Here is a 17,721-nt window from a genome sequence, read left to right on the forward strand (position 1 = left end):
AGGACTACAGCCGTGCGCTACTTCTCCATGAACGTCTGCGCGGGAACGACCTGGACGGCATCGGCCCGGATGGGGAGGGGCAGGGAGATGATGGCCTTGTCCTCGCTCAGGAGCTCGGGCGGCTTGGGCGAGGCGTAGGAGATGGGCGAGGGGGGCTGCTCCTTGAGCAGCTTCGCGAGCCCGTCGGCGTCCTGGGTGACGAAGGCGAAGTTGAGGGCCTCGGGGCGGATCTGCCGGCGGACGGCGGCCTGGACGGACTCGGGGGTCATCTTCGCGAGCGCGGCGCGGTACTGCTCCAGGAAGTCCGGCGTGCCGTAGAGGAGCGAGTCGATGGCGTACCCGAGCCGGCGCTGGTCGGTCTGCTCCCACAGGCGGGAGTAGCCCAGGAGGAAGCCACGGCGCAGCTCGAACTGGTCCTGGGGGATGCCCTGCTTCACCAGCCGGTCGAGGAAGTAGAGGGCGCCGCGGGTGGCGAACATGCCGTTGCCGGGCACCACCGGGCGGATCCACACGGTGATGTCCTGCTGGGTGCGCGCGATGTTGGTGCGGTTGTAGGTGGTGCCGGGCTGCTCGATGAAGTGCTCGGCGTAGGCGTAGTCGCCGTAGTTGAGGCCGCGCTTCTCACGCAGCTCGCCGAAGAGGACGCCGGAGGACTGGCGGTGCTCTCCGAGGTACGAGAGGGCGAAGGACACGGGGAAGAAGTCCGGGTCCCCGCGGCGCAGGGGCGTGACGTAGCCCAGGGAGACGGCGGTGGAGAGGGTGGGCTTCTGCACCACGAGGGCGCGGCCGGCGGTGGTGGGCACGGGCGGCAGCTCCACGCGGGGAGCGCCGGTGGCCGGGAGCGCGGACAGGCGCGAGACGACGGTCTTCTGGAGCGCCTCGTCCACGGGGCCCGCGAGGCCGATGACGAGCCGGTCCTGGGTGAAGACGCGGGCGGCATGGGCCTTCACGTCCTCGAGGGTGATGGACTCCAGGCCCTTCTCGGTGCCGCCGACGAAGTGCGCGTAGGGGTGGCCCTGGTAGAGGAGCGCGTCGAGCGCCACCTTGCCGAGCATCTCGTCGTTCTCGCTGCGCAGCCCGTTGCGCACGTCGCTGAGGGCGCGGGCGCGGAGCCGCTCGAACTCCTGGGGCGAGAGACGCGGCGCGAGGAGCACGTCGGTGAAGATGTCGAGGAAGCGGGCCAGGTGGTCCTTGTGGACGCGGCCGGAGAAGACGGTGAGCTCCTTGTCGGTGGAGGCGTTCAGCTCGGCGGCCATGGGGAAGAGGGCCTCGAGGAGCTGGGCGGAGGTGAGATTCCGCGTGCCACCTTCGGAGAGCACATCGGCGGTGAGGGCGGTGAGGCCCTCCTTGCCCTTGGGGTCATCCACCGAGCCCGCGTGGAAGACGAGCCGGAAGCTGACGATGGGGCTGGCGGGATTGGCCTGCACGACGAGCTGCATGGGCGCGGGCCGATGAAGGGGAACGGTGGGCACGGTGGCCGGAGCCTGGGGCTGGGCGGGGGCCTGCGCCTGCTCCTGCTGCGGGGCCTGGGGCGCGGGAGCCTCGGGCGGGGGAGCGGTCTGGGAGGTGGTGGCGCAGCCGCCGAGGCACAGCGCGGCGGAGAGGGCGAGGGAGCGGGAGATGAGGGAACGCATTACTTCTGACCTCCGGCCGTCTTGGGGGTGAGGGTGAGCACGGTGCGGTTGGCGGCGGTGAGGTACTTCTTGGCGAAGGCGACCAGGTCGGCGGGCTTCACCTCGGAGACCCTCTGGTAGTGGCGGGCGAGCGCGTCGGGCGTGCCGTAGATGCCGGCGTACACGGAGAGCTGGGTGGCCACGGACTTGGCCGTCTCCATGCCCATGAGGAGGCCATAGCGGGTGTTGCTCTTGATGGCCTCGACGCGGGAGGCATCCACCTTGCCGGTGGCGAGCTCCTTCACCGCGGCGTTGAAGGCGCTGGCCACGGCGGCGCGGTTCTCCTCCTTCTGGAGGACGGCGACGACGCTGAAGAGGTGCGGGTCGCGGTGGATGCCGAAGTCGCTGCCGATGTCCTGGGCGAGCTGCTTGTCCAGCACGAGCTCCTTGTAGAGGGGGCTGGTGGTCCCGACGAGGTAGTCGGCGAGCACGGCCTGGATGGCGGCGTTGGCGGTGTCGAGCCGGGCCGCGGGGGTGCGCCAGGCATGGAAGTGGCGGGGCTGGGTGCTCTGGGGCCAGTCGATGTGGACGGAGCGCTCCTTCGTCTGGGGCGGCTCGGTGGGCACGTTGACGGAGGCGACCTTGCGATCCCACGGGCCGTAGTGCTTGCGCACGGCCTGCATGAGCTTGGCGTCATCGAAGTCGCCGACGACGAAGAGGAGGACGTTGTCGGGGGTGTACCAGCGCTCGAAGAAGGTGCGGCTGTACTGGTAGGCCTGGGGCATGGCCTTGACGTCGTCGTAGTAGCCGAGCGTGGTGTGCCCGTAGGTGTGCTTGGTGAAGGCGGTGCGGCCGAGCTCCTCCTCGATCTTCAGGTAGGGCTGGGCGGCGTTCTTGTGGTACTCGCCGAGCACGGCGAGGGCCTCGGTCTGGAAGGAAGGCTCGGAGTACTCGAGGTTGCGGAAGCGGTCGGCCTCGATCTCCACGAGCTTCTCGAGACCGGCGGTGGGGCCGTACGAGTGGTAGACGGTGATGTCATCGGAGGTGAAGGCGTTGTCATCGAAGCCGTAGGTGCTGATGACCTTCTCGCGCTCGCCCTCGGGGAAGTTCTTCGTGCCCTTGAACATCATGTGCTCGAAGAAGTGGGCGAAGCCGGTGCGGCCGGGCTCGACCTCGTTGCGCGAGCCCACGCGCACCACGGTCTGGTAGGCGATGAGGCCGGGCGACTTGAAGGGCACGCGGACGACCGTGAGCCCGTTGGGGAGGCGGTCGACCTGCATGGGGTAGGGGAAGAAGGGGGAGGCGGGGACCTGCTCGGCGGCGGCCGGCAGGGCGACTCCCAGGAGGAGGAGCAGGAGGGGAAGGAGGCGTTGGGTCATGCGCGTTCTCATGTCGCTGAAGCACCCACGAGGTGGGGGCCGGAGAACGTAGCAGGCTGGTTGCTATTCCCACGGGCGGGCGGGCGTGGGAAGTGGGTGTTGGAGAACGACAGCGGGGTGCGTCAGAAGGATTGACCCGGTGCCGTCAGCGGTTAAGGTGGATGAAGCAACGAGGAAGTGAGCGAAGTTGAAGTGCCCGAAGGGGGCGACCTGGTTTCGACGGGGGCATGGAAGTTCGAGACGCGTGCCGAGCTTGTTGGTTCGCTCGTAAAACCACCGACAAAGACACAAAAGCCAACGACAACGTTGAGCTCGCGCTGGCTGCCTAACAACAGTTCCTAGTGCGCGGTCCTCCCGCTCTCGGCCCGTGGGGTGGGGTAGGACCGTCATAATGCGGGCTGGCCGTCGAGGGTGCCTGGACTCTCGGCGGTGAGATCATCCAGGACCGGCTCGTAGGATCCCGTCCGTGGGAGCCTGCGGGACGTAACAAACCGCGGACTACGCACGTAGGGTCAAAGGACGGAAGGCTTTCGGACGCGGGTTCGATTCCCGCCGCCTCCACTCTTCAGGGCCCCAGGTTCTTCGGAACCTGGGGCCTTTTTCTTTGTCGGCGCAGGTCATGGCCTGCCGGTGCCGCGGGCCGAGCGCCTCCATGTCCTTCTCCAGCCGCTTGTGAGGAGTGGTGGTCCGTCCGCGAGGTGCCGGGGGATGTCCTCCAGCGCCATCTCCCCGATGTACGGGAGGACATGGAGCCGGAGGCGAGACTCATCCGTCCTCAAGTCCGCGACGAGGCCCTTGCGCTGCTCCAGCCAGCACTGGGTGTAGCGGGCCAGGGTGACTGGGCCTTTCTCGGGCTCTCCGAACTCCACGTTGGCGGCGAGCCGGTCTTCCAGGCGCCGCAGGGCCTCGCGGGCCTGCTGCTCCTGGCCGACCTCGAATCCGCTCGGGCTCTGCGTCCATTTCCCATCCGTCCCTTGAACCGGAGCCAGAGCTTCTTGCCTCGCTTGTAGATGCTTCCCATGCGCTGTTTCCGAATAGAACCGCAGAGGTAGTCACAGGGTGGAACACCTATTCCGCCGTGTTCATTGCCTTGGTGCGCACTCGGTCGAGGATGCGTGCGACCTGCTCCTCGACGTTGGGAGTGGCATCCGTGCGAGTCCGCGAGCGACGTGCGAGGAATTCGTCGAGGTCTTCATGGCGGATGCGGTAGACGCGACTGCCTCCTGGTCGGCACGCCGGCAGGCCACCCGACTGGATCCATTTCCGGACGGTCGGCCTGGTCACGTCACAGTGGGCGGCGACCTCTTCCACGGTGAGCAGCGCCGGGATCGCTGGCGGGTCTTCCTGACGACGGTGCTTCCGTTGTTCAAGCTGCTGGAAGAGGGCCTGGGTCATTTCCGAGCGGATGAGGGGAGCTAGTTCCTCTTGGAAGATCCTGCGGATGGTCTCCCGGAACGCATCATCAAGCGGGGCGCCATACGGCACAGACGTGGTGCTCATGGCTGACTCCCGCGCATCTCCGCCTTGCGCTTGATGTCCCAGATGGTGCTCTTCGGGATGCCGGTGAGCTGGGCCACCTTGCGCACCGCGACGCCCTCGGCCAGCAACTTCTCGACGTGCTGGCGCTTGAGTGGGCCCGGCTGCCGGCGCTTCCGACGGGCCTGACCAGCCCGCACCTTCCGCTGGCGATCCGCTCCCTGCTGGCGCTGCATGGAGGCATAGGGCTGCGTGTCGGTCCAAGACGTGCAGATATTGGCGTCCCGGTTCTTCAAGCGCCTCTTGTTATCCCATCGAAAGACAGTGCGGCCCTCCTCCACCACTTCGTCGTTGATGCGCTTGTTCTCGTGCACGGCTTCCTCGGCGCTCATCAGACGCACGCGCTTCCGTATCGGGGCCACGTCGGCGCTGCCGGCCTTGATGCACATGAGGAGCGTCTCGGCGAACTGCGGCTTGTCCTCGATGGATGCGTGGCGAGCCACTCGCACCACTGCCCAGGTGTCGTCCTGGGCGAGGACGCTCTCTCCAGGGCGGATGCTGTCCACTCGCTGGAGCAGGCCGTAGACGCGAGCGCGCGAGGTGAAGGCGGCATCGGCCGCATGCTTGACCGGGAAGCCGCTGCCCACCGATTTGAGCGCCTCCAGGGCGGGACCGCTGAAGCCCGTATCCGCCGCGCACACCGGATTCACCGGATGAAAGGCTGCCGTTCCGCGAGTCCCCGGAAGCAATCCGGTACAACGCCCGCGTGCGCGCCGAGCGTCCCACGTGGACGAGCGTGGGGGAGCTGGCCGACCGCATCCTGAGCTTCGGCCCGGAGGACGTGGAGCGCATGGCCCGGAAGGTGCCCGAGCCGCTCAAGCGGATTCTCCACAAGGCCCTGCGCGGCAACCCGGACGAGCGCTACCAGAGTGGCGGTGAGATGAGGGACGAGCTGTGCGCATGGCTGAGCAGCCAGGGCAAGCGGTTCGGACGCTCCAGGGCAGCGGCGGAACTGAGAGCCGCCGCCGGCCTCCACACCTCACGCAGGCGAATACGTCCAACGCGAACGTCCTGCTGCGCACCTCCGCCCAGTCCACTCCCGACGGCCTCTCCTTCATCGGCTCCTTCCTGGTCGCTACCTCAAGCCTCGCGCTCGCCTCCTCCGCACCTGCTTGGGGGAGCGAGGTGTGCCCCATCACGTCCGTGGCGATCGCCTAGCCGCAGGTTAGCTGATGGATTGCAAACGGCATTGCCGGAGACTTGGGTTGGGGCTCGGCATCACAGGGTTTGCCCAAGAACACTTTACACAGGACCTTCTCGTTCTGGATAGTGCACGGAGTGTTTCTCAGACTGGAGCAGGATGGAAATCTCGCGCTCTTGGCTTTCGTCTCGCAGCCGAACTCGAGCTCGGACGAGTAGACCATGCCGCCGGACGAGACCACCAGATCGATCACGTTGGTCGTACCAGCCGCTAGCGAACCGCCGATCACGCTGTCCTTCGGCACATTAGCGTCTGGTTGTCGCGTCTCGGCGCCCGCTCGGAATCCTTTGCTCATCAGAGTGATGATCGCGCTGCCCAGCGGCTGGCCTCGCACCAGGTCGATGACCTGACCCGCGGTGGTGGTCGGCTGATCAGGAAACATCGGCCCCATGGGCGGTACGTCCGGCAGCGGAGTAGGGGGAGGAATCTCTGGCGTTGGAGCCGTCGGCGAACCTGGACAGTTCCCGACGAAGGCGAGTTGCGTAGTTCCATCGTCGCCGATCGTACGTCCATCCAGGAGCGTGACCCTGGCACTGAGCCTGGCGAAGTAGCTACCGTTGAAGCAAGGTGCGTGAGATACGCCGAAGCCGGTCTCGGAAAAGTAGGGTTGTTGGCGCACGACCTGAGGCGGCCTGAAAATGGACTCGGCGTCCACGCGCCTCGCTTGGGTGGATCCTTCTGGAACGACGAGCAGTTCGATGGATAAGCTGATGTTTCTGACTTCCGCGACACACTGCACAGACTGGTTGAAGGTGACCGTATCGGCGCGGAGGCCGAGCTTGAACGGCGTACGTGGGCCTGAGAAGCCGCACAAGGCGTCAGGAGGGAGCGATTGGGCGTGCGCCGAGACTGAAAGCAGCAGCAGGACCGCAACGGTCCAGAGAGCACGGCGAGAATGGTTAGGCATGCGAGATCTCCGATCGAGGTTGGTTGTTTACCGAGCGCCAGTAGTACGGAGCAGGTTCCTGGTTCGGTTCCATGCCCACCCAACGGTGATGGCGCACGCCGACCGGATCATCGATCTTGAGCCGGCCACGACGGCGGACGAATCGTGTTCGAAGGCACCCCGGCGCCCTCGTGGCAGCGAAGTCGACGCTGACCAGCGAGCACCTGGCGGCGCTCATTGGTGGTCCTTTGAAGGCTCGCCCATTGGGAAAAGAACGTCGCGGCGAGGTGCCCTCATCCGAACGGCGAGATGCGCGATGATCGCCAGCATGAGTACCGGGCTTGGTCAGACCATCATCTGCGGGATGAGGCCCTACGCCACCAGGGAATGGTCGAGCAGTGTGCCACCTGCTCCATCGCCGAAGCTGTCGAGTCGAGCGACGAGGTCCATGAACACGCCCGAAAAGAACGCCTGATTGGTGCGCTGCTGCCCTCGTCGACCACCTCCACCTGAGCGCTTTCATGTTGGTCCCTTTTGTTATTCGGTGGACGGCAAGAGATCGATCTACGGACGGCTCCCCATCTCCTCCAGCGCTGAGCAGGCGCCGCTCATGTCTCTTCCCCAAGACAGGATGCGCTCTCACCAAGTAGAGGAGAAATGGCCCGTTTGTGACGGCTCAGGGAAAAGAAAACCGCGTGACGCTTCCCCGGCCGGCCACCGGGAAGGTGTCAAAGAACCCGCTCCGGACGTGGTGAGGACCCGGCTCCACCAGGCCCGGGCACTCCTCCGGGACGAGCTGGAGACCCGGCTGGGTAGCCGGCTCGAGGGGGTGTTCTCCTTGCAGGCTCCGCGTTGCGAGTACCCAGCACCGAGGCCCTGTCATTGTTAATATTTATCGTGTCCCTTCCAGGTCTGAAGCAAGTGAAAGCACTATCGGCTGCCGTGGCTGCCCTCGCGCTGCTCACAGGTCCTCTCGCCTATGGTAAGCCTCCGATCCAGCCCAGGTAGTGCAGGTGCGCGAGGGGCCGCAGAGTGCGTGGCGCGATGACGACGCACACAGCGACGACGAAGACGGAGCCGGCGTGGTTGGCAGCAGCGCGGCAGCCGAGGTGGACACCGGAGGTAGCAGCGGAGGTGGTGCGAGCGTGGGAGGCGGAAGGAGGCACGCAGTCGGCCTTCATGCGCAAGTACGGGTTGCCGCGCGAGAGGCTGCGCTTCTGGACGCGCAGGCGAGAGGGAAAGGAGGGAGCGCGGACGGCCATGTCCTTCGTGCCCGTGGAGGTGGCGCCCGCCGAGCGGAGTGAGGCGGGGCGGGAGCCGGGGGAGGCGGTGCAGGTGGAGGTGGGCGGGGTGAGAGTGCGAGTGGAGGCGGGAGCCAGCCAGGAGTTGGTGGCGCGGGTGCTGCGGGCGGTGAAGGAGGTGCAGGGGTGCTGAAGCTACCGGAGGGGGTGAGAATCTGGATGGCGGCGCAGCCGTGCGACATGCGCAAGCAGGCCGACGGGCTGAGCGCGCTGGTGCAGGGCAGTCTTGGGCAGCAGCCGAAGTCGGGCCACCTGTTCGTCTTCTTCTCCAGGAGAAGGGACCTGGTGCGCATTCTCTTCTGGGACGCCAACGGGTACTGCACCGTCAGCAAGAGGTTGGAGGCGGGGCGCTTCCGGGTGCCTGAGCCCGTGGAGGGCCAGGCCGCGGTGCACCTGGAAGCGCGGCAGCTCGCGGAGTTGCTGTCGCTGGTGGAGGAGAGCAGCGCGGTGCGCCGACGCGAGGTGCACTGAGTCTTGGCTTGCGTGCCCGGCCTGACTTCGTGCATAGGCAAGGCGCGCATGACTTCCGCCGTCAGAGTCGAAGAAGCCAGGGGCCAGGAGCAACAAGCCCAGCCGCCCGCCTTCGAGGGGGAAGACATGGAGGCGGTGCGCGCCTACATGCTGCAACTGCTGACGGAGGGCCGCGGCGAGCAGGCCGTTGAGATGTTGTTGGGCCTGTTGGGCCGGCTGCGCGAGGAACACAGCTCCACGGTGGTGCGCCTCAAGGAGGCGCTGCGGCAGCCCGAGAGGGTGTCAAAGGACTCGACACGCGGGACTCAAGCCCCGGAACGAGACTGGGTATCCCTACGAATCCCCAAGTCTTTCCAAGGACTTGAAGCTGGCTCACCGAATGCATTGGGCCTGGCGACTCGTTCGTAGGGGATGGGGATGGGCTGGCCGTTGAGGATGTTCCAGGAGGAGGGTCTCTATTTCGTAACGTCCAGGTGTTTCCAGGGACGACTGCTGCTGCGTCCCAGCGCGGAAGTGAACGAGGTGGTGGGTGGGGTGTTGGCGCGAGCCGTCCAGCAGAGTGCCGGTAACGTGCGGCTGCACGCTTTCACCTTCGCTTCCAATCACTTCCACCTGCTGGTGTGGGCTCGTGGGGCCGCGCTCGCTTCCTTCATGCAGTACCTGCGCGCCAACCTCTCCAGGAAGGTGGGCCGGTTGGTGGACTGGAGTGGAGGCTTCTGGGAGCGGCGCTACTCAGCGGAGCCGGTGCTGGACGACACGGCGCTGGTGGGGCGGTTGCGCTACGTGCTGGCCCATGGAGTGAAGGAGGGCTTGGTGCAGAGGAGTGCCGAGTGGCCGGGACTCACGTGTCTGGCGCAGCTGCTGGGCTCGGCGAGGCGGATGTTTCAGTGGTTCAACTGGACGAAGCGCTGGAGCAAGAGAGGGAGCGAGGACACGGCAGTAGGGGAGGGGCGCTTCGCCGAGGAAATCGCCGAGCCAGTGGAGTTGGAGGTGGCGCCACTGCCGTGCTGGGAAGGGCTGGGGGAGGAGGAGAGGCAGCGCGTGGTTCGGGGACTCGTGGAGGGGGTGGAAGCAGAGGCTCGCGCACAGGACACGCCCGTCTTGGGGGCGCGAGCTGTGCGGGCACAGCACCCGCATACCCGGCCCGAGCGCCTCAAGCGGAGCCCTCGGCCGTTGGGGCATGCGTCGACGCGCCAGGCCTTGAAGGAGTTGCGTGAGCAGTACCGGGCCTTCGTCGCGGCATTCCGAGAGGCGGCGGCACGGTGGATGCGAGGGGATTTCTCGGCCAGCTTTCCGCTCTTCTCCTTTCCGCCGCGTGTCGTGCCGGGTCGCGTCACTCGAATTCTCTGACACCCTCTCGGCTCTTCCTGCGCGTTGCGGGTGAAGAACTTCCACCCCTCGGGGGCCCAGGTCCGCGTCAGGAGCTTCTTCTCGCCGGGCAGCTCGAGCGGGTTGTACGGGAGGCTACCGTGGACGGCGTAGGAGACGAGGCAGGCGGCGCCAGCGGCGAGGCCCAGGGCCACGGCGCCGAGGATTCGGAGCTGCCGCTGCGCGGGTTGCCCCGCGGAGGACGGAGTTTCTCTGTGAGACATGGAGGACCCTGAGTGGAGGAACGGCCCCACCGCGGCGTGAGGCCGGGCGGCGACGGCGACTCGCACTCAGGGAATGCATGCTCAGGGCCAGCGCACCGGGAGGGCTCGCCCGTGGGCAGGGGCCTCTCGGCTCCGCCAGGGTGTAGCGCGGGGTGTAACAACCGAGAGGAGGGTTGAGACCTTGGGCGCTACACCCGCGCTCCAAGGGGGGCCCAAACCCGCGACGGCGCACGTCTTTCGCTCAATCGTGAGTGACAACTCCGACCGGCGTGTGAACCGTCGTCGTGTGAGGCTCCGGCGTGAAGCGGCGGTGCGCGACGTAGGCAATGCCGGTGAGCAGCAGGAGCACGCCCGCCGGAGCGCTGTCGGCGAGACCGTCCCCCGAGGCGGTGTGCGCGACGAGGGCACCGCTCAAGTCGAAGAACACGCCCGCGAACGCCCATTCCTTCAGGCGCGGCCAGCGCGAGCCGAAGACGAACGTCACGGCGGCGAGCAGCTTCCAGATGCCCAGCTCGGTCGCGATGTACGGGGGATAGCCGAGGTGCAGTGCGGCCTGCATCGGGCGCGGCTGGTGGGTAACGTTGGCCACGCCCGAGATGAAGATCATCGCGGCCAAGAGGCCGGTGGGAATCCAGTACTTGAGTTTCGTTGTCATGGCTCTTGGATAAGAGGCACGCTATGGACTGTCCATGTCTCGGAAGCCAAAGAAGTTAGCCGAAACGCCAGCGCCGATGGAGCTCCAAGACCCGCGCGGCGACGTCATCGCGGATGTGCTCGGCGCGTCGCTCCTCCGCCATGCGCTCTACAGGTCGCTCGAAGCACACGCGCCGTGGGGCCTTCGCATCCCGCAGCAGCCGCGCGCGAGCTTCTACCTCGTCGCTCGCGGCAGCGCGCGCCTCGAGGTCGAAGGAGAGCGCGTCCACATGCTCTCGCCGGGCGAGGTTGCGTTCGTTCCGCATGGCACGCCGCACGTGATTCGTGACGCCGAGGGCTCGGCGGTCACGACCGCCTGCGACGGCCCGCTCACGTCGTGCCTCGTCCCGCGCCGCATCGGTGGGCACGGTGCGGCGACGACCGTCGTTGCGGGTTTCTTCGAAATCCGAAACGGACGGGAGCCGCCCATCCTCCAGAAAATGCCGTCGCTCGTCGTGCTGTCGTCGACAGACACCGTGTCGGGACCGTGGATCTCCGCCACGTTGCAGCTCGTCCTCGCGGAGAGCGCTGCGCCGAGGCCCGCGACCAGCGTCGTGCTCCAACGCCTCGCCGACGTGCTGTTCGTCCTCGCGCTTCGGTCGGTCGGAGCTTCCGGCCAGTGCAAGGCCCCCGGCATTCCCGCGCTCACCGACCCTCGCATCTACGAGGCGCTGAACCTGATGCACGCGCAGCTCAAAGAGCCGTGGACGGTCGTGTCACTCGCCAAGCGCGTGAACATGTCGCGCTCGGGCTTCGCGGCGCGATTCACGGAACTCGTCGGCGAGCCGCCGCTGCAATACCTCGCGCGCTGGCGCGTCACGCGCGCCGCCGAGCTGCTGCGCGACGGCGACGAGAAGATCGAGGCGGTCGCGAACCTCGTCGGCTACGAGAGCCTCCCGGCGTTCAGTCGCGCGTTCAAACGCTGGCAGGGCGAGAGCCCCGCGACCTTCCGGCGCGCGCTCGAACAGCAGGGGCTGCGTCGTCAGTCCCAGCGCCCCACGCCCCGGCGGAGCGCGCAGCGCCCCGAGCCGAGCAGGGCGACCACGAAGGCCCCCACCACGTAGAAGACGTACAGCTCCGCCACCCAGCCGCCCGTGGGCGCCAGCCGTCCGAAGTCGTGCGCGTGCACCAGGAGCACCGCGAACAGGACGTTGAAGCCGTAGACGAGCGCCCACAGGCGGGTCCACGCCCCCACGAGGATGAACACCGGCGCCACCACCTCCCCCACGTAGACGCCGTAGGCCATGAGCGTGGGGAGACCGTGCTCCGCCAGATCGTGCGCCACGTCTCCGGGTCCGTGCAGCAGCTTGTCTATCCCGTGGAACAGCATGAGGCCGCCCACGAGGAGCCGCAGGAGGAGCTTACCGAGGTCCTCCAGGCGCTCCCGTGGCGTATAGGCGGGATAGAGGGCATGTTGAGGGTGAGGGCTGGAGCGGAGGGGCCGAGGAGGGCCGCGGACGGGGGCCGCCCGAGCAGTGCGCCAGGCGGGTGGAGAAGCCGCGCAGCCCCTTGGGGAACACGCCGGCCCTGGCCGCCCTCCCATGAGGAGCGCGGCAGGGGCCTGGCTCTCTTGGCCCTGGCGGCTTGAGCTTCAACACCACGCGGCCTGGGGGGGCCCGCGCGTCGGGGCCAGGCTCGCACCTGCCGTGGGCAGGCCCAGGTGCTCCAGAATCGCTCGCCCCCCGCCCGCCTCGTTCACGTACGCCAGCACTCGCCGCCTGCCTCCACACCTCACGCAGGCGAACACATCCAACACGAAGGTCCTTCGTAGCAGCCCTGCCCAGTTCACTCGCGCTGGCCGCTCCTTCCTCGCTTCCTGTCTCGCCACCGCTTCAGGCGCCACGCTCGCCTCCTCCACTCCCGCTTGGGGGACCAGAAATGGCCGTAGCTTCGCGCCCGGAGCGAAGATGCCATGAAACCTCGTGAGGTTCGCCCGAGGCGGGGGTACCAGGGACGCCAGGCGACGCAGCAACTCCAACTCGGTGAAGAAGAGGTGCGTGGTGCCGCCCGGCAGCGGGCGCTTCATCCGATAGGCGATGCGACCGTCCTCCGCTCGTGACAGCCGCTCCAGCGCCAGCGCACCGCGCGCCCCGTAGCGGCATAGCCGTTCCACATCCCATTCGCAGACTACGATACATGCAGGGCCGGTTTCGGGCTGCGTGACCATCACCCTGCCGACTCATCCGCTCCAAGGCGTGCAGTTGCCGTTCATCCGCACCGTCCGCAGCCAGGACGGCAGGCGGTACATCGATGTGGAGCACCCACCTGGCTGGTGCATGAGGCTTCCCATCGAGTGGACAGACCGCTCCCCGCCTCAGCTTCCACCCAGCATCGGCGGTCGTGAGGCTCGCCTCGGCATTTCCGACCTGCTCAAGCTCGCTGATGCTGTTGAGGTGGCACTTCGCCAAGAGCCTGCCCCGCCGCCTGATTATGACTCAGCGGCTGCGCATAGCTTTATCCATGTTGCCTCCTCCAGTCCCTCAACCCGCACTGCCCTGGTCAACACTGCCCGCCGCAATCCGACAAGACCTCCTCAGAGCGTGGACGACCCTCCTGCACAAAATGCTTCGCGCCGAGGCCGCAAGCGCGGAGGAAAGCGATGAACGAGAAGATTCGAGCAACCCATCTGGAGCGGCGCGCGATTGTCTACCTGCGACAGTCCACACTCAAGCAGGTCCACGAACACCATGAATCCACCGCTCGCCAGTATGCCCTGCAACAGCGGGCCTTGGAGCTGGGTTGGCCGACCGAGCGGATAGAGACCTTGGATGAGGACATGGGCCAGAGCGGTGCAAGCGCGAGCTGGCGTGCAGGCTTCCAACGGCTGGCCGAGGACGTTGCACGCGGACGAGTAGGAGCCATCTTCTCCCTGGAAGTTTCGCGCCTGGCCCGCTCTTCAGCGGACTGGCACCGCCTGCTCGAACTGTGTGCCCTGGCCGATGTCCTCATCGCAGACGAGGACTCCGTCTTCAGCCCTCGGGATTACAATGACCGGTTGTTGCTCGGTCTCAAAGGCACCATGAGTGAGGCCGAGCAGTACTGGATGCGCCTGCGCCTGCAAGGGGGCAGACTCTCCAAGGCCAGGCGGGGCGAGCTCTTTCTCCCGCCACCGGTCGGCTACGAATGGGATGAAGCGGCTCAGCGCTTGCGCCTCGACCCTGACGAGCAGGTCCAACGCATGGTGCGCCTGGTCTTCGAGCGCTTTCGTATGGAGGGCAGTGCCTTCGCGGTCATGCGCTACTTCGAAAGGAATGGGCTGAAGATGGAAAGGAATGGGCTGAAGATGCCTGTTCGCTCTCAAAGCATGCACCAGGTGCGCTGGGGTCCCGCACGTCACGGAACCATCCTCCAGATACTTCACAATCCCGCATACGCGGGTGCCTACGTCTTCGGCCGCCGCGAGGAGCATCTGGCGCTGGTGAATGGTCAGTTGAAGCGACGGCGCATCATCAAAATGCCACAGGAAGAATGGAAGGTATGTCTGCGAGACCACCACCCGGCATATATTTCCTGGGAGGAATACCTGGCCAACCAGAAGAAGCTCCATGAAAACCGCTCCAACTCCAGGTTGCCGGACCAACGTGGTGCTGCTCGCGAAGGGAATGCGCTGCTGCAAGGCCTCGTGCTGTGTGGGCGGTGTGGCCACCGCATGCAGACGCGCTATCACGGCCTACGACGCCATGCGTACTACGAGTGCCGTAGTCCCACACCAGAAGGTGGCGACAAGAGCATGTGCTGGATGGTCGCGGCAGCAGCGATTGATGAGGCCGTTGCCAGGCTCTTTCTCGAGGTAACTCAGCCCCCAGAAATCGAACTCGGGCTCGCCGTGGCCCGAGAGGTGGAACGCCAGGTGGGCGAGGTCCAGCATCAATGGAAGTTGCGCTTGGAGCGTGTCCGCTATGAGGCTCAACTGGCGGAGCGCCGCTATAAGGCCATTGACCCAGATAACCGTGTCGTGGCCCGGACTCTTGAGCGCGAGTGGGACGACCGTCTTCGCGAACTCGAAGAGGCTGAGCACGAGTACCAGGAGGTCCTCAAGCGCGAGAAGCTCGAACTGACGGACAAGGACCGGGCAAGAATCCTTGCTCTCTCAAAAGACCTGTCTCGCGTCTGGAATGCGAAGAGCACGACCCATGCAGAGCGCAAAAATCTCCTCCGTATCCTTGTGCGAGAGGTAACGCTGAGGCCGCTCGAAGTGCCCGAGCGGATGACGCGTATTCAGGTGGTCTGGCAGACGGGGGCGAGCAGTGACCTCAGCATCCCACGTCGTACTCGATTCGAGGCAAGGAAGACCTCCGCCGAAGCTGTCGAGTGCATTCGCACGCTGTTCGAAGAAAAGAGGAGCGATGACGAGATAGCGGTCGAACTCAATCGGCGCGGCTTGCGCTCCGGTGGCAAACGCCCTTGGGATGCAAAGGCAGTGAGTTGGGTCCGCTGGCGCCACGGTCTCCATCACTTGCCCGTGCCACCGCAGGCGGGGCCGCAACCCACTCGCCGAGCTGATTGCGTATTCCGGCGAAGTGGAACACTCGTTCCGGGCGAAGTGGAACACCCGTTCCGGCCATGTGGAACAGTCGGAGCGTCAGCGACGCTGGCCGGGGTTCACTTCGCCCCCTTCTTGGCCCGGGTCAAATTCCCGCCCGGGCTGCGCACCGACTCGCCCGTGAGCTTGAGGCGATGGGCGTTGTGCACCAGCCGGTCGAGGATGGCGTCGGCCAGGGTGGCGTCGCCAATCACCGCGTGCCAGTCCTTGGGGTCGAGTTGGGAGGTAACAACGGTGGCTCCAGAGCCATAGCGGTCCTCCAACACTTCCAGCAGCTCCTTGCGCTCGCTGGCGCCCAACGGCTCCAGGCCGAAGTCGTCCAGAATCAGCACCTGGGCCTTGGCGAGTCTGCGCAGCAGGTGCGGGTAGGTGCCGTCGGCGCGAGCCTGCGCCAGCTCGTCGAAGAGACGCGAAGCGCGGCGGTACACCACGCCGTAGCCATCGCGGCACGCCTTCTGCCCCAGCGCGCACGCCAGGAAGCTCTTGCCCACGCCGGTGGGGCCCGTCACCAGCACGTTCTGCGCCTGCGCCACCCAGCGTGAGGTGGACAGCTCCAGCACCTGGCCCTTCGTCAGTCCGCGCGCCAGGCTGTAGTCGATGTCCTCCAGGCACGCCGTCTGGCGCAGCCGCGCGTTGCGCAAGCGCGAGGTGAGCTTCTTGTTCTCCCGGTGCACCCACTCGGCATCCACCAGCAGGCCCACCAGGTCCGTCGGGCCCACCTCCTTGTCGGCTGTCCGCTCCGTCCAGGTGCGTAGGTAGTTGGCCATGCCGTACAACTTCATCGCGTTGAGCTTCTCCAACGTCTGTTCCACCAGCATCGTCTCTTCTCCTCGTTGGGGGTGTTGGGTGTTGCTCCGCCTGCGCGCGCCCGAAGGGCGCGCGCAGGCGTCCTCCGAGGCACCGGGCCGCGAGGGCCGGCACCGCGGAGAGTTGTCCGCGCGCCGTGGCCGGGCGCGCGAAGCGTCAGTGGTAGTAGTCGGCGCCGCGCACGTTCTCGTGCGCGGGCAGCGGGCCCTTGTCCTCGTGCGCCGCCTCCACCTCCTCGAGGTGGTGCTGGAGGATTGCTGCCACGGACTTGTAGCTGTAGGCGCGGTGGCGCACGGCCCTGGCGCACGCCTTCTCCACGCGCTGCGGCCCGTGGCGCTCAGAGAGGCGGATGACGCCCAGGGCGGAGCGGAAGCCCTGCTCGGGGTGGGGACGGCGCTTCATCAGCTCCTCCACCAGCCTCGCCGTGCTGGGCCCCACCGTGGCGGCCCAGGAGAGAATCCGGCTGGGCGTCCACTGCGCGTGCGCGCGGTGGCTGGCCGGCATGTGCTCGGCCAGCGTGGTGAAGCGTCCGCGCTCCTCGCTGCGCACGTGGCTGGCCACGCGCCGGCCGCCCAGCAGCACCTCCACGCATGACTGCGTGTAGCGCACCTCCACCTGCTGCCCCACCAGCCCGTAGGGCACGCTGTAGCAGTGCCCCTCCAGCTCCACGTGGTAGTCCACGTTGACGCGCGCCTTCTTCCAGTGCGCCAGCTCGTAGGGCTTGTCCGGCAGCGGCTTGAGCACCGCCCTCTCCACCTCCTCGAAGAGTTGCCGGCGGCTCTTGCCCAGCTTGCGCATGGGCCGCGTGTTCAACTTCTCCAGCAGCACCGCCACCGCCTCGCGCACCTCGGAGAGCGACGTGAAGCGCCGGTTGCGCAGCGCCGCCACAATCCACCTCTCGGCCAGCAGCACTCCGTTCTCCACCTTCGCCTTGTCCCGCGGTTTGCGCGGCCGCGCCGGCACCACCGCGAAGCCGTAGTGCCTGGCCATGTCCGCGTAGCTGGGGTTGATGTCCGGCTCGTACCGGTGTACCCGCGTGACTGCCGCCTTCAGGTTGTCGGGCACCGCCAGCTCCGGCACTCCTCCGAAGTATGCCAACGCCCTCTGGTTGCACCCCACCCACGTGGCCACGTCCTCGCCGAAGACGGGCTCCGCGTACGTGTAGTTGCTGGCCCCCAGCACCGCCAGGTACAGCTTCGCCACCCGCACCTCTCCGCTCACCGCGTCGTGCACTTGCAGCCCGTCGCCGCTGAAGTCCATGAAGCACTTCTCCCCGGCCCGGTGCTCCTGTCTCATGGTGACGCTCACGCTCTTGGCCCACCGCGCGTAGCGCTCGCAGAACTGGCTGTACTGGTAGCCCTCCGGGTTGCCCTCCCGGTACTCCTGCCACAACAGTAACTTGGTGACGCCCTTGCGCCTGAGCTCCGCGTGCACGTGCGCCCAGTCCGGCTCGGGCCGATTGGCCACCACCTTGCCCTCGTCGGCGAACAGCAGCGCCGTGAGTGCGTGCACCGGACCATCGCGATCACCGATTCCGGAGCAAGCCGATCACCGATTCCGGAGCAAGCCGATCACCGATTCCGGAGCAAGCCGATCGGTGACACGGACGTAGGGATGACGGATGCAGTCCAAGGGGTCATCCCCGGAGTCATGGGAGCGGAGAAGACGCTGGACGTCACATGGAAGCAGGCTGCCTCCC

Annotated in this window: 16 protein-coding genes, 1 other RNA gene and 1 pseudogene; 8 read left to right on the plus strand and 10 right to left on the minus strand. The window is 66.8% G+C overall.

What is annotated here, in order from left to right; genetic code table 11:
* Window positions 1–17: 17 nt before the first annotated feature.
* The gene (locus JRI60_RS13825; protein WP_204226314.1) at window positions 18–1,634 is read right to left on the minus strand and encodes a M16 family metallopeptidase; all 1,617 of its coding nucleotides are present in this window, start codon (window positions 1,632–1,634) and stop codon (window positions 18–20) included.
* Window positions 1,634–2,992 carry a M16 family metallopeptidase gene (locus JRI60_RS13830; protein ID WP_204226315.1) on the minus strand — a complete coding sequence of 453 codons (1,359 nt, stop codon included), beginning with the start codon at window positions 2,990–2,992 and terminating at the stop codon, window positions 1,634–1,636. Before JRI60_RS13830 ends, JRI60_RS13825 begins: the two co-directional genes overlap by 1 nt.
* 201 nt (window positions 2,993–3,193) lie before the next feature.
* On the opposite strand from JRI60_RS13830, the gene ssrA reads away from it, so the two are divergent.
* Window positions 3,194–3,556: a transfer-messenger RNA gene (gene ssrA, locus JRI60_RS13835) on the plus strand.
* Window positions 3,557–4,060: 504 nt separating this feature from the next.
* Here the strand turns inward: ssrA and JRI60_RS13840 are convergent.
* The 3 genes from JRI60_RS13840 to JRI60_RS13850 form a co-directional block, all read right to left on the minus strand.
* The gene (locus tag JRI60_RS13840; protein ID WP_204226316.1) at window positions 4,061–4,492 is read right to left on the minus strand and encodes a helix-turn-helix domain-containing protein; all 432 of its coding nucleotides are present in this window, start codon (window positions 4,490–4,492) and stop codon (window positions 4,061–4,063) included.
* Window positions 4,489–5,178, minus strand: coding sequence for a hypothetical protein (locus tag JRI60_RS13845; protein ID WP_204226317.1), 690 nt, complete (start codon window positions 5,176–5,178; stop codon window positions 4,489–4,491). Before JRI60_RS13845 ends, JRI60_RS13840 begins: the two co-directional genes overlap by 4 nt.
* A gap of 504 nt (window positions 5,179–5,682) precedes the next feature.
* Window positions 5,683–6,636, minus strand: a complete 954-nt coding sequence (locus JRI60_RS13850; protein ID WP_204226318.1) for a PASTA domain-containing protein — start codon at window positions 6,634–6,636, stop codon at window positions 5,683–5,685.
* 288 nt (window positions 6,637–6,924) lie between these two features.
* Between JRI60_RS13850 and JRI60_RS13855 the strand changes: the two genes are divergently transcribed.
* The 5 genes from JRI60_RS13855 to JRI60_RS13875 all read left to right on the plus strand — a co-directional run bounded on the left by JRI60_RS13855 (window position 6,925) and on the right by JRI60_RS13875 (window position 9,737).
* On the plus strand, window positions 6,925–7,128 hold the full coding sequence (locus JRI60_RS13855) for a hypothetical protein (protein WP_204226319.1): 204 nt from the start codon (window positions 6,925–6,927) through the stop codon (window positions 7,126–7,128).
* A 531-nt stretch (window positions 7,129–7,659) separates the two neighbouring features.
* The gene (tnpA, locus tag JRI60_RS13860) at window positions 7,660–8,049 is read left to right on the plus strand and encodes an IS66 family insertion sequence element accessory protein TnpA (protein ID WP_204226320.1); all 390 of its coding nucleotides are present in this window, start codon (window positions 7,660–7,662) and stop codon (window positions 8,047–8,049) included.
* Window positions 8,043–8,387 carry an IS66 family insertion sequence element accessory protein TnpB gene (gene tnpB, locus JRI60_RS13865; protein ID WP_204226321.1) on the plus strand — a complete coding sequence of 115 codons (345 nt, stop codon included), beginning with the start codon at window positions 8,043–8,045 and terminating at the stop codon, window positions 8,385–8,387. The genes tnpA and tnpB overlap by 7 nt, the downstream gene beginning before the upstream one ends.
* A gap of 48 nt (window positions 8,388–8,435) precedes the next feature.
* Entirely contained in the window at window positions 8,436–8,795 is a 360-nt protein-coding gene (locus tag JRI60_RS53285; RefSeq protein WP_239470503.1) for a hypothetical protein, read from the plus strand.
* A 9-nt stretch (window positions 8,796–8,804) separates the two neighbouring features.
* Window positions 8,805–9,737, plus strand: a complete 933-nt coding sequence (locus JRI60_RS13875; protein WP_204226322.1) for a transposase — start codon at window positions 8,805–8,807, stop codon at window positions 9,735–9,737.
* A 483-nt stretch (window positions 9,738–10,220) separates the two neighbouring features.
* On the opposite strand, the gene JRI60_RS13880 is transcribed toward JRI60_RS13875, so the two are convergent.
* Window positions 10,221–10,634, minus strand: a complete 414-nt coding sequence (locus tag JRI60_RS13880) for a DoxX family protein (protein WP_108075084.1) — start codon at window positions 10,632–10,634, stop codon at window positions 10,221–10,223.
* 76 nt (window positions 10,635–10,710) lie between these two features.
* Here JRI60_RS13880 and JRI60_RS13885 point away from each other — a divergent pair, with 76 nt between their 5' ends.
* Entirely contained in the window at window positions 10,711–11,736 is a 1,026-nt protein-coding gene (locus tag JRI60_RS13885; RefSeq protein WP_239470504.1) for an AraC family transcriptional regulator, read from the plus strand.
* On the opposite strand, the gene JRI60_RS13890 is transcribed toward JRI60_RS13885, so the two are convergent.
* Window positions 11,655–12,002, minus strand: a complete 348-nt coding sequence (locus tag JRI60_RS13890) for a DoxX family protein (RefSeq protein WP_204226324.1) — start codon at window positions 12,000–12,002, stop codon at window positions 11,655–11,657. The two genes, JRI60_RS13885 and JRI60_RS13890, sit on opposite strands and share 82 nt — an antisense overlap.
* Window positions 12,003–12,263: 261 nt before the next feature.
* Window positions 12,264–12,785 carry a transposase gene (locus JRI60_RS53290; RefSeq protein WP_239470505.1) on the minus strand — a complete coding sequence of 174 codons (522 nt, stop codon included), beginning with the start codon at window positions 12,783–12,785 and terminating at the stop codon, window positions 12,264–12,266.
* Between the two features lie 486 nt (window positions 12,786–13,271).
* On the opposite strand from JRI60_RS53290, the pseudogene JRI60_RS53295 reads away from it, so the two are divergent.
* Window positions 13,272–14,438: pseudogene (locus tag JRI60_RS53295) on the plus strand (recombinase family protein); the annotation flags it as partial.
* 836 nt (window positions 14,439–15,274) lie between these two features.
* Here the strand turns inward: JRI60_RS53295 and istB are convergent.
* Both istB and istA read right to left on the minus strand, forming a co-directional pair.
* Entirely contained in the window at window positions 15,275–16,033 is a 759-nt protein-coding gene (gene istB / locus JRI60_RS13910) for an IS21-like element helper ATPase IstB (RefSeq protein WP_204226325.1), read from the minus strand.
* A 145-nt stretch (window positions 16,034–16,178) separates the two neighbouring features.
* Window positions 16,179–17,534 (minus strand): IS21 family transposase, encoded by a 1,356-nt coding sequence (istA, locus tag JRI60_RS13915; RefSeq protein ID WP_239470506.1) that lies wholly within the window; start codon window positions 17,532–17,534, stop codon window positions 16,179–16,181.
* Window positions 17,535–17,721: the final 187 nt, after the last annotated feature.

The organism is Archangium violaceum (genome assembly GCF_016887565.1).
Lineage (GTDB): Bacteria > Myxococcota > Myxococcia > Myxococcales > Myxococcaceae > Archangium > Archangium violaceum_B.